Origin of the sequence: Kiloniella spongiae (assembly GCF_001026905.1) — a bacterium.
GTDB classification, from domain to species: domain Bacteria; phylum Pseudomonadota; class Alphaproteobacteria; order Kiloniellales; family Kiloniellaceae; genus Kiloniella; species Kiloniella spongiae.
On the sequence record NZ_LAQL01000028.1, the window covers coordinates 1 to 15,143 of the forward strand.

Annotated in this window: 10 protein-coding genes and 1 pseudogene; 4 read left to right on the forward strand and 7 right to left on the reverse strand. The window is 41.6% G+C overall.

What is annotated here, in order from left to right; all coding sequences use genetic code 11:
- The 3 genes from WH96_RS20530 to WH96_RS20540 form a co-directional block, all read left to right on the forward strand.
- Positions 1–643, forward strand: a 643-nt coding sequence (locus WH96_RS20530; RefSeq protein WP_162200182.1) for a calcium-binding protein, incomplete at its 5' end; no start/stop codon positions are given.
- 6 nt (positions 644–649) lie between these two features.
- Positions 650–2,467: a type I secretion system permease/ATPase gene (locus tag WH96_RS20535; RefSeq protein ID WP_047766124.1), complete on the forward strand. Its 1,818-nt coding sequence runs from the start codon at positions 650–652 to the stop codon at positions 2,465–2,467.
- Positions 2,468–3,796, forward strand: coding sequence for an HlyD family type I secretion periplasmic adaptor subunit (locus WH96_RS20540; protein WP_047766125.1), 1,329 nt, complete (start codon positions 2,468–2,470; stop codon positions 3,794–3,796).
- A 155-nt stretch (positions 3,797–3,951) separates the two neighbouring features.
- On the opposite strand, the gene WH96_RS20545 is transcribed toward WH96_RS20540, so the two are convergent.
- The 7 genes and pseudogenes from WH96_RS20545 to WH96_RS20580 all read right to left on the reverse strand — a co-directional run bounded on the left by WH96_RS20545 (position 3,952) and on the right by WH96_RS20580 (position 11,831).
- On the reverse strand, positions 3,952–4,323 hold the full coding sequence (locus tag WH96_RS20545; protein ID WP_047766126.1) for a hypothetical protein: 372 nt from the start codon (positions 4,321–4,323) through the stop codon (positions 3,952–3,954).
- Positions 4,320–5,039 carry a hypothetical protein gene (locus WH96_RS20550; RefSeq protein ID WP_156176887.1) on the reverse strand — a complete coding sequence of 240 codons (720 nt, stop codon included), beginning with the start codon at positions 5,037–5,039 and terminating at the stop codon, positions 4,320–4,322. Before WH96_RS20550 ends, WH96_RS20545 begins: the two co-directional genes overlap by 4 nt.
- Before the next feature lie 9 nt (positions 5,040–5,048).
- Positions 5,049–6,374, reverse strand: coding sequence for a hypothetical protein (locus WH96_RS20555; protein ID WP_047766128.1), 1,326 nt, complete (start codon positions 6,372–6,374; stop codon positions 5,049–5,051).
- The gene (locus tag WH96_RS20560; RefSeq protein ID WP_047766129.1) at positions 6,371–8,272 is read right to left on the reverse strand and encodes a hypothetical protein; all 1,902 of its coding nucleotides are present in this window, start codon (positions 8,270–8,272) and stop codon (positions 6,371–6,373) included. The genes WH96_RS20555 and WH96_RS20560 overlap by 4 nt, the downstream gene beginning before the upstream one ends.
- A 101-nt stretch (positions 8,273–8,373) precedes the next feature.
- On the reverse strand, positions 8,374–9,414 hold the full coding sequence (locus WH96_RS20565) for a site-specific integrase (protein ID WP_156176888.1): 1,041 nt from the start codon (positions 9,412–9,414) through the stop codon (positions 8,374–8,376).
- Positions 9,415–9,899: 485 nt separating this feature from the next.
- A pseudogene (locus WH96_RS21810) lies at positions 9,900–10,671 on the reverse strand (transposase).
- 230 nt (positions 10,672–10,901) lie between these two features.
- A complete protein-coding gene (locus WH96_RS20580) occupies positions 10,902–11,831 on the reverse strand; it encodes a LysR substrate-binding domain-containing protein (RefSeq protein WP_082130625.1) in 930 nt (309 codons plus the stop codon).
- A gap of 691 nt (positions 11,832–12,522) precedes the next feature.
- On the opposite strand from WH96_RS20580, the gene WH96_RS20585 reads away from it, so the two are divergent.
- On the forward strand, positions 12,523–15,143 hold a 2,621-nt coding region (locus tag WH96_RS20585), incomplete at its 3' end, for a DUF5801 repeats-in-toxin domain-containing protein (RefSeq protein WP_047766132.1).

The window sequence follows — 15,143 nt, forward strand, 5'->3', positions numbered from 1 at the left end:
TCTCACTGTTGCTTATCAGGATCTGAACGGTGATGGCCATGTTGATGCGCTGATCAACTCTACCGATGGTGAGATCTGGACTCGTCTTGGGGATGGTGCTGGTAGCTTTGGTGATGCAGTTGAGCAAAACTCTGGAGCTAATTCTGACTCTCTAGGCTCTGATCTCTCAGTTAATTACCAAGATCTGAACGGAGACGGTGTTCTGGATGCTGTGATCAGTTCTTCGAATGGTGAGATCTGGACGCGGTTTGCCAATGGTGCCGGGGATGATATTTTATCTGGTGGTGCCGGAGACGATGTTCTTGATGGTGATGTTGGCCAAGACATTCTCAAAGGAGAAGAGGGGAATGATAGCCTGATCGGTGGTGTTGGGAATGACATCCTCGAAGGTGGTACAGGTAACGACAGCTTTATCTTTAAAGAAAACCTCAGTCATGACACGATCACTGATTTTGTTGCAGGTGTAGGCTCAGAAGACAGCATCCGTATTGAAGGTTTGAATATCTCGACCTTTGATGCCGTCATACAGTTAGCTGAACAGGTTGGGAATGATACGGTCATCAATATTGATGATGACAATTCCATCACCTTGAAAGATGTTCAGAAAACGGCCCTTCATGCTGATGACTTCCAGTTTGTGTAATCTCTGATGTCAGATAGCACGCCTAAGACTGCTGTGCCCTCGGCGCAGCAGTCAAACCCTGAGAGTTCGGATAACGAGATCAAACAAGCCTTGGGCTATTGCCGCAAGGCTCTGATCTCCATTGGCTTGTTCAGCTTTGTCATTAACATGCTGATGCTGACCGGGCCGCTCTTTATGCTGCAGGTCTATGACCGGGTTCTGACCAGTCGTTCCATTCCAACCCTCATTGCTTTGACAGTTCTGATCGCGGGGCTCTTTGGCTTTATGGGCATTCTTGAGGTTATCCGGTCCAAGGTTCTGGTTCGTATCGGCCTTAAGCTTGATAGCGTCCTGACAGAACGGATCTTCAATATCTGGCTGTTACAGGGCCTGCTTAAAAGCGATGGTAAAAAGACCAATCCCCTTGCTGATCTGGCAACCATGCGACAGTTCCTCTCTGGTAATGCGCCAGTTGCTCTTTTTGATCTGCCGTGGGTGCCTTTTTATCTTGCGCTTGTCTTTCTTTTGCATTGGACCCTTGGTCTGGTTGCTGTAGTTGGTGCCTTGATTGTTTTTGTTCTGGCCCTAACCAATGAACTCTCAACTCGTAATCATCTCAAACGCGGTGCTGCTCATACGGCGGCAGCAGGTGCCTATGCAGATCAAAGTCATCGCAATGCAGAAACCGTCCTTGCCATGGGCATGGGGGAAAACGTCCAGAAACGTTGGCAGCAAAGCCATCAGGAAGGCATCAAAAACAACATCACGGCCAGTGATCGCGCCGGAACATTGACGGCTACGTCCAAAACCTTCCGGATGTTCTTGCAATCTATCATTCTTGCCGTTGGTGCTGCTTTGGCTGTTGAACAGCTCATTACTCCCGGCGTCATGATTGCTGCCTCTATTCTGACAGGTCGTGCGCTTGCCCCTGTTGATCAGACCTTGGCACAATGGAAGGGCGTGATTACAGCCAGACAGGCCTATCAACGTCTGAAAGCCCTATTGAATACTATTCCCAAAGAAAAGGATAAAACCGATCTTCCTGACCCACAGGGTAAGCTTTCTGTAGAGAAGGTCTTTGTCACACCACCCGGTGGATCAAAGCCTGCGCTTAAGGGCGTGAACTTTACCCTGGAACCCGGACAAGGGCTGGGGGTAATTGGAACGTCAGCCTCGGGGAAATCCACCCTTGCCCGTCTTTTGATCGGGGCCTGGTTGCCTATGCAGGGAACTGTACGCCTGGACGGAGCAACGTTGGATCAATGGAAACGGACAGCCCTTGGCAAGCACATTGGTTATCTGCCACAGCAGGTGGAACTCTTTAGTGGGACCATCAAGGAAAACATCGCGCGTTTTAACCCAGAGGCTCAGGATGCTGATGTTATCGAGGCAGCGCAACGAGCTGGTGTGCACGAGATGATCCTGCGGCTGACCAATGGCTATGAGACCGAAATTGGGACAGATGGTGCTGGCTTGTCCGGGGGACAGAAACAGCGCATTGCATTGGCCCGTGCGCTTTATCTCGATCCTGCACTGGTTATTCTGGATGAGCCCAATTCAAATCTTGATTCCGAAGGCGATGCTTCTTTGACAGAAGCGATCAAGGGGATACGCGCCCGAGGAAAGACCGTTATTGTTATGGCCCATCGTCCCTCTGCCATTGCAGCGGTTGATATGCTCTTGATGCTGAACGATGGTCAGCAAACAGCCTTTGGCCAGAAAGAACAGGTTCTCAAGGAAGTGACGCAACAGGTACCAAATGGGCAAGTCCCAAACAGACAATCGTCTGTTCACGAAAATCCTCCGCAGGCGGGAAAAACAACACCTCTGGGGACGGCTGGTTAGATGATGCAACAGCAAGACACACAAGAGCTTTGGTCTGAAAAGCTGTGGGCGGGATCAAGTCGCTATGTACTGACGGGGTTGTTGACTGTGGCGACCCTTGTTATTGGGCTCGGCGGTTGGTCTGTCATGGCTTCGATCTCAGGGGCGGTGATTGCCACGGGCGTTGTGATTGTCGAGGGCAAGCCCAAAACCATTCAACATCTGGATGGTGGACTGGTTGGTGAAATCCTTGTCAAAGACGGTGACAGCGTCAAAGCAGGAGATGTACTGGTGCGTCTGGATGAGACCATGGTGCAAACCAACTTTGTCATAACCGAAAACCGTCTCTATGAAGCCTATGCACAGCGCGAACGTTTGATTGCCGAACGAGATGGCAAAGAGACGGTTCAAGTGCCATCTCAATTTGAAAATCTAGCTAAAGATGTGGAAGAATGGCAGATCCACAGGGATCACCTTAATCTTTTTCAGGCAAGGGAAAATACCCGCAAGGGACAGATCAGCCAGCTGAGGAAACGTATTACCCAATCCGGCAATGAGATCTCCGGCCTCAGGGGCTTGCGTAAATCCAAGAAGCAACAAGGAGATTTCATCTCTCAGGAACTCACTGGTTTGCGTAAGCTCTATGAAAAGGGTCATGCAACGCTCCCTCGCTTACTGGCATTGGAGCGTGAAGCTGCCAAATTGGATGGGGAAATATCCGAACTGGTTGCCAATATTGCCCGGGCAGAAAACCAGATCGGTGAAGCGGAGTTACAGATCCTGCAGGTCGAACAGGGTTATCGTGAACGCGCTTTAACGGAACTCAAGGAAACCAATTCTTCCATATCCGAGTTGGAAGAACAAAAAATAGCCTATCAGGAACAGTTGGCACGGGTAGAGATCAAGGCCCCTGTTGATGGTATCATCCATGGATCCAGTATTTTTACCGTTGGCGGCGTGGTTTCACCTGCAGAACCTTTGATGCAGATCGTGCCCTTTGATGAACGCTTGACTGTCGAAGCACAGGTTGATCCGCAGAATGTGGATCAGGTTTACAGCGGCCAACCGGCCGCAGTTAAGTTCCCGGCCTTTAACCAGAAGGTCACGCCGGAACTCAATGGCTTTGTCTTGAAAGTCTCCCCGGACCGACTACAAGACCCACAAAGTGGCATACCTTATTATCAAGGCATTATTGAAATCCCCGAAGAAGAAATGGCGCGTCTGAACTCAGCCAAGCTGGTACCTGGCATGCCTGCAGAGGTTTATATCCAGACCGGCGAACGTTCTGCGTTCAGCTATCTTGTCAAGCCATTGACAGATCAATTAGAAAGAGCTTTTCGGGAAGAGTGATTGCCGAAATACAACATAATTTATAAATGCATATGCCGTGGTTTATTAAATGGGTAGAATTATAAATGCTGGTAATTTGGGCTGAGAGTTGTTTCTAGATGTAATTGGTTGAACAAAAATCAAACTCTAAGTTGGATGAATAAGGACCGTTGCAGTTAGTCAGTATTTAAATCTTTGCATGTAAATTTAGTGAGCTGTTGCTTTAATTCGTGATTTTCATGAATGAGAGAAATCTCCCTTGCTAACGATTCCTCCCATAGAACTTTGTATTTTGCTACGTTTTCTTTCAGTGTTTTGTACTTTTTTTCTCTTTGTTGAGTTGCCTTGTTTTTTTCAATATTTACAGCTTTGATGGCTTCGATAAGTTCACTGTAGATAGGTCTCGATTTTTTAATAGTTCCCTTTTTTCGCCCTGCTTCCAAAGCTACAGAATCATTTGTTATTTTCGAGTTCTTTGATACTTTGATGGGGACCTCATTTTTTAATCGTTCAAGAGCCGCGTAATACTCATCCAAAATATTTTTCATGAGATTGAGCTTTTCTTTTGAATGTTGACTAAAACATTTTTGAGTGTCTTGAGGTCAGATCGTTCTGTTCGGTATTCTAAACTTGTTGGGTCAAGGTTTTTAAGCATAGAAGTTTGTGCTTTGATTACTCTTTCTAACTTCGACTTTTTGATGATCGATTTATCGCAATTTAAACAGGCTGTTATAGAGCGCATAGCTCTGTGTTGACATGGAGTGGTTGTTGTGCAACCGCCAAGAAATGTTTCCTGATATGAAATTTCCCCTTTTTTGAATTGAGAAATCGTGTTTGCTCGATCATCCTCCGAAATAATGCTCTCTTTTTTTTGTTTTTCAATTTGAGTTCCATGAATACCAAACAGCTTTTCTTTTGAAAGTAAGGTATTAGCAATATATGCAAGCGATTGAGATATTGGTTGGGTTGCCTGGTATTCATTTGCAAAATGATATTTATCATTATTTATAAGATCGAGGGCATATGAACTCCCTTTTGCATAATAAAGGGACATCTTTTCCGTTACATGTTGGAGCTGTCGACGTAAGGACGGTAAAGATACTATTCCTGAACATGAGGCATATAGTGCAAGTGAACGCCTGAATTGGTGAATATGTAATGTCCAATAAGCATTCTTTTCAAATTTTTGCTCTTCTCTCCATGCTCGGAATGGATCAATGTGTTCTAGTTCTCTTATATCATTTTCTTCAATTTTAATATGCAAGAAAGGTGTTCATTTAATTTCTGAAGAAGTAATTAATAGGGAAGGCATAAATACTTTATCGGAAGGTTTTTTTATATATTTTGTTCCAATACCTGTATATGCGGGGCTGATGAACAATGGAATACTATCTACTTTATTTGGATTTATTGATAAAAAATCACAAACATACAGAGCTATTTTTTGGGCAATATTGATCGCTTTTATACCATCTTTATTGGTGATCCATTCTGTTTCCTTTTCATTAAATTTTGTTGTGTACCCCCTTATTATAGAGTGATTTACTCCGTTTTTTGTGTAACTAGATGCACAGTTAAATGGTAAAAACCTTACTTCAGAATGTCTCATTCCTGAAAATAAATGAATTATCGTTTTGCAAATAAACTGGATATTGACTAAGCCTGACGCCAATCCATGTGGTGTTGCTCTTATGGGATATTGATCGAAAAATTGATCAAGTTTTTTAGAAGTGATTAGCTGATCAAGTGTGAGGTGGTTTTTTGAATAAATATATTTGTGATTATGCTTCTTGGCGATTTGAACTGTGAGCGAACTTGAAAGAAATTTTTTCCCTTCTTTTCTTGCCCTGACTTTCTGCGCATTAAAAGTTAGACCGTTATAGCTATTAGATTCATGTACCTGGATTAATTCAATATATCTATCAATGTGTTGTTCAATTAAAGACAAGTGATTTTGCAATTTAGTAATATATAAGGAATAGATACGCGATGGAATAGGAGGATGTTGTTTTAAAGACGCTCTATACTGGGTAATTATCGATTGGAAGCCAGAGATTTTCTCAGGCGAACATGGAAGAAAACCTAGAATATCAGAGCCTATAGTGATAAGTGCGCGCAGAAATGATTGAAGTGGATAGACTGAACCTCCAGGTAAATCTTGGATACAAACTGCAAGTAATTCTTTGCTTTGAAGTAAATTTACAACAGTGATTCTTTTCTGAAATGCGAATAATGCAAGTATGTTTAAGGTTGTGGTGAATCGGGATATATTTTTGACAGAATATGGTTTGCCATGACGGTACCAAATATAAGAAAACATAATGTGTTTTAACTCTTGGATTATTAATAAATGAGCTTCTTCAGTTGGTCCTTTGAACCAAGAGTTAAAGTATAATGTCGAAGGGGTTCCTCTAATATTGTAAGCTTTAAAATTCCATTCATTGTCTGAATAAACAGAGGCAATTTTTCCAAATTTATTTCGGCTAATAACAAAATTATTAGGAGGTATAGAACCTGCTAATCCTTCAAAATTATCGGGAGAAATTGCTGACTCTGGCGTAGTAATATTAGCAGACCATTCTGTCACCGTATTTATCATGGAGATATTGCTCCTACTTCAATAAACATCATAATCTTTCTTTCCCAGTAAGGGGATAGATCTTCATATTCATTTACAGCCGATTTTGTATCTTTTACCATTTTTCTGTGGCGGTTAGATATTTGCGATATCTCATCAAGGATTTGATTTATTCTGTATTTGATTGGAATGTATATACTTTCAAATTGATTGATATTTGCACTGAATGAAGCTGTTTTTTCTAGACAAAATAAACAGCTTAAAAGTTTCTGCACATCTTTGACGTCAGCATGTATAAGAAACTTGTTGCAGAACAAACACCCTTCTGGTTGATTACAATCAGGAGGAGTTTTGAGCGTGCTTATTGTTGAAGTAGGATTGTTAAAATTTGAGCATCCGCCTAAAGCCGTTTCTAGTATCACTGTAGATGCGGGACTTTTCTTTGAAAAGATACGAGTTGGGATGTGGGAAAGAGCTGTCAGAAAGTTCCCAACTTCTTCTACATGTTTTGAATGGGATCCTGCTGCGTAGTGCTTGAGCACGACGGCTTCTGTATTTTGCAAGGCAATTGAAGTGGTTGTGGGGTCGGTATTGTTTAAATACCAATCTGATTTAGCAGCTCTCCATTCAATTGGATTGACAAATTCAAGAGATTTATCGATTTTTTCTGTAATTCTTTTTAACGAGGATATATTAGGAATTACATTGATAATTGCCTGTTTTTTACTTTTTTTAGGATATCTAAATAGGTAATTCGATGGAATTTTGTTATTCAGATATGCTCTTAGTTTTAGATACTTTAGAAATTGCCTTAGAAAAGAAGCTTGAATTTCAAAAAATACTTCTCTGTTTTGAGCTCGATACTTTATTTGTCGAAACCCGATTTTATTTTTCTCTATTTTATAGTTATCATCCCACCTTAAATTAAATACTTGTGATCTATTCATTTCCGTGTTTGCTATGAACAAGATCACGAATGCGGTTTGTGCAATTCGCGCTTTTTCGAGCCTAAAATAACTCTTGAAATCGTTATTATGTATTTCTAGATTTTTTGTAGTTCTGTATATTTTTTTTTGAGCCGCTTCTTTTGAACATCCATACAGTTCAATCATTTCATCAATTGAACGTATTTTTCCTTCTTTCCAATTTAATGCATGTCCTCTAGCGCAAGGGGACATGGTGTCATGTGTATTTGATTCTATTGAGAAAGATTTATAAGACGGAAATATCCATAGTTTGTTGTTATTTAATCCTATACGACGGGGAACTTTTAGCGCATATGGAAATAATTTCTTGTTTATTAGTAAGTCGGTAAAGCCATTGAATATTGCGCTACATATACCTAATGTTTTTGCTTGGCGAACCTCGCAAGGAGGTAGCGTCGATTTACTATCATTTTTTTTGTAAACTTCTTTTATTCCTTGGTGAATATCTGTTGTGTTAAATAATGAACAGAGTATTTCTCTGACGCTAGCTTGTATAGTTACTGCTGTCCCCGTTTTGAGCTTATAAGTATTTATTTGCTCATGTAGATATATGACAAATTTTTTATAAGATTCTACGGCTTTACATTTATTGTTAAGTGCATCAAACATTTCATTTTGATCACACCAACGTATAAACCTCATAAAATCCCTTATAATACCGACCTTGGTTATTGGGCGACGTGGATCATTCAGAAATAAATCGTTTGCAAAGAGGATTATCTTTTTTACGGATAGAAGTCTTGTGGTTACAAGGCTATGAAGGTCTATGTTATATTTATTGCCTTTTGGATAAGCTCTTGAATAACAAAGAGTACCAATCCATACATTTCCAATTTCTTCTATTTCAAGAATAATTCGTTCAGGATACAATATTGATATATTTTTTTTAGAAGGGATTTTTAATTTTATGAATTGACTCTGAGGACTATTCATTGAGGCCTACCATTGCTAACTTGGTTAAGCTTTCTATATGTGTCTCATAATTAGCTTGTAATTGGCGTATCATTTTTGTGTCGTGTCGGTAATTAAGGTATCTATCTGTTGTCGAAGAACTTTCGTGACCCATCATTATTTTTGATGGTGTGTTTGGAGCGTCTTTTTCGAGCTCTTTCTGTATATGTATAAGCGCGAATTTTTTCATGAAGCCAGCGCGGGAGAATTAAAACTATTTGCTTGTTATATTTGGTATCTATTTTTGTACCATATCCTGCAGTTAACCTTATCTCGTCTAAATTATCGGGCAAATTTATACGAAAATGTGAGACCCGTAATGTCAGAATAGTTTGCAATCTTGCTCCAGTGAAGAGAGCTAATAGGTGTATTAACATCATCTCTATGTTGCGAGTTTTTGCAACTGCGTTTAGTACTGAAATTTGCTCTGATTGAGATAAAGGTCTGAGCTTTCCGCCGTCTTCAATTTTGTCAGAATAAGGATTTTTGTTTTTTGGATTAGGTATCGTGAGGTCGGTACTTTTGATTTTTTGAAACTTTGAAGCCCCATAATGATCATTGATCAATAAATACTTATCTTTATCTTCCCATAATTTATGATCTGATTTGATTATAGATTTATCTAATAACCATCTGTAAAAAGCTATGACTGAGCCAATACGTCTTTGGGCTGTTACAGGTGATATCTCACTGGCTTGTACTTTAAATATAAGTGAATTTCTGTATCTGTAAGTCGGCCTTAGAAGTTTTCTTTTGGGTAACTCAAATGGATTGATATCTTCTTTTTCGATGTAACGTTTAAATGCAACAAGATCACTTGCAATAGATAGATAGGTAGATACCGAAGGCGTCAGGTTGCTTTTTAGTTTTGATAAAATATAAAGGTTGGCTTCTTTCCACGGGGAACCATCTCCATTAAGAATAAGTGGAAAATAATTGTAGCAATATACATCTTCTTCTGTAGGGAATTTTCTTGGTATTTTTATTGGTTTTCGATAGTATTTTTGATGGTTACTGGTGCCCGGGATACGTATGCTTGTGAGCATTGCTCCAGATACTTTGGAAGTACAAGTTTTTGTAAGTACTAATAGTGGTAAGCTGATAATCTTTGCATTTTTATTCATTGTTTAATACTTTGTTATATTCGAAAATATATTTCGTAAGCTTTAGACACACCTACCCCCTCAGATCATCATTAGGTAATTACCTAATGATGATCTGAGGGGGTAGGTGTGTCTTGTGTGATTTTTTGGCTCGACAATATCGTATATTCTCAGGAGAACTGTGAACCTCGATGAGGTCGTAAATTATTGCGTGTGATGATAAAGAGAGAGCTAACCAAGTACGACTTGATGGTCCATTTCAAGAGTATATACATGGTTGGTCTATTTTGGAGAAATATACGTGTAATAATGATGGTTGTGTGATTGCAGGCTCTGAAGAGGCTAAAAAGCTTGGTTATAAAATTGGTGACCTCTTTCACATGATTAAACCCAAGTTACGTCAGACTGGCACAAGGGTTTTCTCGTGAAACTATGCTTTGTATGGTATTACGTGGAATAGAAATGCGGCTTAATGCGTAGATTTATACTGAATAGCCCCTATTATTCTAGACGCCTTCGGTTGTTATTTTCTGCTGCCGTTCGAATTCGACGGGCGACAGCATCCCGTTCCTTACATGTTTACGCTTCGGATTGTAGAACATCTCAATGTAGTTGAATACATCCTGCCTGGCATCCTCTCTGGTTTTATAGATCTTGCGTCGTATCTTTTCACGCTTTAGCAGGTTAAAAAAGCTCTCTGCAACAGCGTTGTCGTAGCAGTTTCCGCGTCGGCTCATGGAATGTTCCAAATTATGAGCCTTCAGGAAGGAGGCCCAATCCATACTGGTGAACTGAGAACCCTGATCGAGAAGATCATCATGAAGCTTGCGATACCCATACACCTTACCACTTGCCTGCCATGCACTGCGGATAAGCTCTGTTTGACGAGCATCCTCTTTGGCCCGACGGCTCAGCGGGTTCTTGAGCCAAGCGTAGAAACCACTGGGCGGAGACAGCGACACATTGTCCGTACCGAAAATAACGGACGGTGGTCGGCAACAAACGCATATTTCATTTTGCATCTTTGGCGAAATACGCGGTGGCTTTTTTTAGGATGTCACGCTCCTCCGTCACTCTGGACAGTTCCCGCTTCAAACGCAAGATCTCGTCATCCTTGTCGTCCCTGCCGGAAGGGAATGCAAACTTCTTCTTCCAAGCGTAGAGCGAATGCTGGCTTACGCCTAATCGCCTCGAAACCTCCGCAATTGGATAGCCTCTTTCGGTGATCTGTGCCACCGCATCACGTTTGAATTCATCACTGAAATTAGACTTAGCCATAGTAGCCTCCTTACCTCAAATTTAGGTCAGAAAGCGTCTACATATCTAGGGGCTATTCAGAGCTAAGGTGGTATCATTTCCACATTTCGACCCTCAAAAAGAAAGAGTTAAGGGGAATTATTAAAGAGTCTGCCAAAGATGTTGCGTGCCCCCGCAACCACTGAGTTCTTAAAAGCCCCTTACCAGAAATGGTGAGGGGTGTTTTGCGTGCGGGGAAGTAGCGGCCAATGCTATTGGTATTTGTTCAACATTTCCCCTCTTGATATTCTTGTTTCTTCTATGAGCCAGTTCGCAAATTTTCTGGCTGAGGCGCTTTTTTGTCCACGTTCTGATAAACAGCAATAATAACCTCGTCTTGTGCGAAGATATCGTTCCCCAACGGTTATCAGGCGCTCCGTTTTGATGAAATCCTCTATTAAGCCTGCCCAAGACAAGGCAACACCCCTACCGCTTAAAACGGCATGGATATAAACCATGAAGCTGTTAAATACGTTCGCTTTTTCTGGTTTTTTTGGTGTATCTTCTGTGTTGAAAAAATAAGTTTCCCAATTATTTAAATGGGGTTTTTCTGTCAAAGTTAATAGAGTTTCGTCAGCTAGCTTGATTCCTTTCAACTTTTGCTCGGGCGTAAAATAGTTTGGGGCGCAGACAGGAATAAGGATTTCAGGAAAAATAAGGTGAGATTCGTATTCTGGGAAATCTTCTGGATAGCCAAAGATAACTGCAACATCGAAATCAGCCGGATGGTATTCATATTTCTCTCCGCTGTCACCTGTCACCAGTTCCAACTCTGTATTTGGGTGCAAATTGTAAAAGCCACTGAGTTGATTTATTAGATAGCAACTTGCAAAACCTATTGTCGTTCTTACAGCCACAGAAGTTGAACGATTACGGTTTTGAATTGTATCTAATGCTGCCCCAATTTGGGAAAAACCGCTGGAAACGGCAGAATGTAAAGATTGCCCATCAGCTGTTAATGTCAATTTTGGGCGCGTTCTCAGGAAAAGTATTGTCCCCAATTGCATCTCCAAGCCTGAAATTTGCCGGCTAACAGCTGGTTGGTTCACATTCAATTCCTTCGCTGCCAATGTAAAACTCAGGTTTCTAGCTGCAGCATCAAAGGCACGTAACATATTTAAAGAAGATACATCTATTTTCAATATGAATTCCTAAAATGAATGAATTATATGATTTTTTTCCACCTTTTTTAATAATATATATTGAAATAATATTCATAAAAAGAACTTTATAGCGGAGCCATTATGAACCTTACTCGTTATATCAATGATGCTTGTCGAGGGCTTTCAGTATTGCCTCAGCTAGATGAAGCTAAGTGTGTACGTATCACTGGCACGCCTTCAACAATGTCTGTCAACAAACGATTTGGATGGAATGCGTTGAAAGCAAGATAAATATCATCCGCCTTTGGTTAGGACATCATTGAACTTACACGCTTGATCAAGCCGCCAGAGGGGTTAAAAGTTTGCAACATTCTGCTCTCTTTTGCCTGACCGATTTGAGAGCACTGCGGAATAAAACTGATCCAACTCTATTGGCGTAATCTTTACAATCATCGTGCTGAAAAAGTGGAAAACTCAAAGATGCATCAAATCTTTGAAATGGACTTCGGGAAAGTTTGGTTAGGCGAGATTCAAAATGCTGAATTAATAAATAAAATCTATCAGTAGGTAGTTTCATGAAATCATACATAATGGTATCGCTTTTAAACTAATACTATTAGGTAGTTTGATTGTTCTACGTTATGTTTTTATTCAAGTTTAAAGTTTTAGGGGCAGTGCCGATAACAATCTCGGTGCTGTCTTTTTTAAGAAATGGAATGGAGTTCCTTTTATGAGTGATGGTGTAACAAGAGCAAATAGTGAGATAATTGCTGGTGAAGAGGGTTTAGATCTTCTGGTGGGGCAAGCTTCTACTAATGTTGAGATTACAGCACCAATTAGCGGTGAAACCAAGACAATCACTCTTGCCAAAGGCGATGTAGCGACATTGAGCTTTGATGCCACGGCAGCAACCCCGGTACTGGAAGGTAATGATTTTGTCCTGACCTTTGACAGTAACGGTGACGGTAGCGCCGATAGCCGTATCGTGTTCCAAAATCTTGTTGAAGAAGCGCAAGGCGACAATGCGCCTGTTCTTGTTATCGGAGGCGTTGAACTTTCTGCAGGGCTCCTGATCGGTCAGGCACAGGCTCTTGCCGAAGGTGAGACACTTGAGACTGCAGCTGGTGCAGGTGCTGGCCCACAAGGCGGTGGTGGTAGTGTTTATAGCGATGATTTTGGCGATATTCTTGATGGATTGTCAGGGCAAAGCGGCTTACAGGGTACGCTTGCTGACTTAATAGCTGCTCTGGCTGGCGGGGATGGTTTCTCTGATACCGCCGCTGGTATCTTTACAGTCGAGTTTCTGACACTGGGAACACAAGTTGATAGTGTTAATGGTGGTATTGAAGCGCGTGATTATGACGGTGGATTCGAAGATTGGGCACCTAATCAACATGTTGGGGAAGATGGTGCTGCCCCAATGCAAGTGGCGTTTGATTTTGCGCCGGAAGATAATGAAACACTTGATAGCATTGTTATTCAGGAATCATCTGAAAATGCAGTTCTCTATATCGGCGGCTTTGAGGATAGTAATATTTTCAATGGTCCTTTCCCCGTTACGATTACACCAGACAATTTTGATCAGATTTATATCAAACCAGATGTAAATTCTGATGTTGATATTACCCTGGATGTGACAGCCAATATCTCTGATCCTGATACAGGTGAAGTTGCGACAATTCCGGTCACAGTAGTTGCCGTGATTGATGCTGCTGCCGATCAAGCTGTTTTCAACAATGATTTGTCTGATCAATCAGGGTTAGACGAAGAAGCGCTTGTTGAGATTCCGGTTAACATTACCTTTGATGACTTTCTGGACGGTTCCGAAACACAGGAAATTGTAATTTCCGGTATTCCGGCGGATTGGGTACTTAATATCGACGGTACTTTTGGACCAAATTCAGGTGTTACCTATACAGAAAACACATCGGGCAATTTTGTTACTTATACACTCAATGTAACATCTTACGTGACTACGTCTAATGGAACGGTTGACGTTAACGTTACATTCGATCCAAAGGATTGGACGTCTCAAAGATTGGACGATGGCACCGAACATAAGGATGGTGCTGCAGAAATTATCATTACTGCAAATACAAATGAGACCAATCAAAGTGGTGAAGATCTAAGCGCTGAAAATGACGCTTCCACGATATCTCAAAAACTTACAATCGACATCGCAGAAGATGGGCCAACAGTAAAGAATACAGCAATTGCGTTGGATGAAACTGATGGCTTACAGACCAATGCTGAGAAACGTGTTGAAAACGGTAACCATACAGCCCGTGTTGATGCTGGACAGGCTGACGTTGATGCTGCACTTACTGCTGCGGGTCTGACTGCCGGTAAACCTGTTAGTTCAGGTTATCGCAAAGTCAACAATCGTATTGACATGGAAAGCGATGGCACGACTGATGCCAATCCTGCTGATGTCGATGGTCAGGAAAGCATCCAGTTCACAGCTTATAACGGTCAGGATTCCGGTCTGAATACAACAGCTGGAGATAACATTTACCTCTTTAGCTCTACGACTAATCCTGCAGTTGTTTTTGGTATTGTTGATCCTGTTTTGGATAAGGGTGGAAATCTGATCGGTGGCACGGTTGCCCTTACAGCGACGATTGATTCAGATCTTGTGAATGAAAATAATACCCTTCACATGTATGTGGAACAGTATGAGAGCCTAGAACATCCAAACGAGAACAGTCATGACGAAACGATCAGGCTTAACCTGAATTATTTCGTGACTGACGATGAAGGTGACAAGAGCAATATCGCTCGGGTTCAGGTTCAATTCCGTGATGATGGTCCGACGATTGAGTCTGACAATGCGGCCGTTGTTATTGATGACGATGATGTTCTGGGTGCTGACGGCAATCCGGATGGCGTTGGTGATGATGCGCCCGAAAATGTTACGGGCACACTCAGCCACAATTACGGTGCCGACGAAGAAGGAGCAACAACGCTTCTGCTTGATACTGGCGCACCCGAAGGCTTTACTTATTCTCTTAATGATGATGGCACAGTTCTGACAGTTAAGCAGGGCGGTGTTAATGTGATGAGCATTACACTGGATGATACATCATCCGGGAATTACACCGTTACTCAGCTTAACCCGATCAAACATCCAGAAGGTTCTGATGAGAACAATGTTGAGTTTGTCTTTAACTATCGTGTGACCGATGGTGATAAAGATACTGTGGATGGCACACTGGCTGTTTCCGTTGATGACGACACACCTGTAGTGATTGATGATATTTCCAATACGACAGATGAGAGCAAGCTACCGGGTGATTGGTCAATAGCGAAGGGTAATATTGCGGCAGACTTCGGTGCTGATGGTGGTGAATT

Excerpts from the sequence above, each read along its gene's own strand:
- WH96_RS20555 (WP_047766128.1), bottom strand. The coding sequence starts at position 6,374 with ATGATAAATACGGTGACAGAATGGTCTGCTAATATTACTACGCCAGAG.
- WH96_RS20540 (WP_047766125.1), top strand. The coding sequence starts at position 2,468 with ATGATGCAACAGCAAGACACACAAGAGCTTTGGTCTGAAAAGCTGTGG.
- WH96_RS20565 (WP_156176888.1), bottom strand. The coding sequence starts at position 9,414 with ATGAATAAAAATGCAAAGATTATCAGCTTACCACTATTAGTACTTACA.
- WH96_RS20560 (WP_047766129.1), bottom strand. The coding sequence starts at position 8,272 with ATGAATAGTCCTCAGAGTCAATTCATAAAATTAAAAATCCCTTCTAAA.
- WH96_RS20545 (WP_047766126.1), bottom strand. The coding sequence starts at position 4,323 with ATGAAAAATATTTTGGATGAGTATTACGCGGCTCTTGAACGATTAAAA.
- WH96_RS20535 (WP_047766124.1), top strand. The coding sequence starts at position 650 with ATGTCAGATAGCACGCCTAAGACTGCTGTGCCCTCGGCGCAGCAGTCA.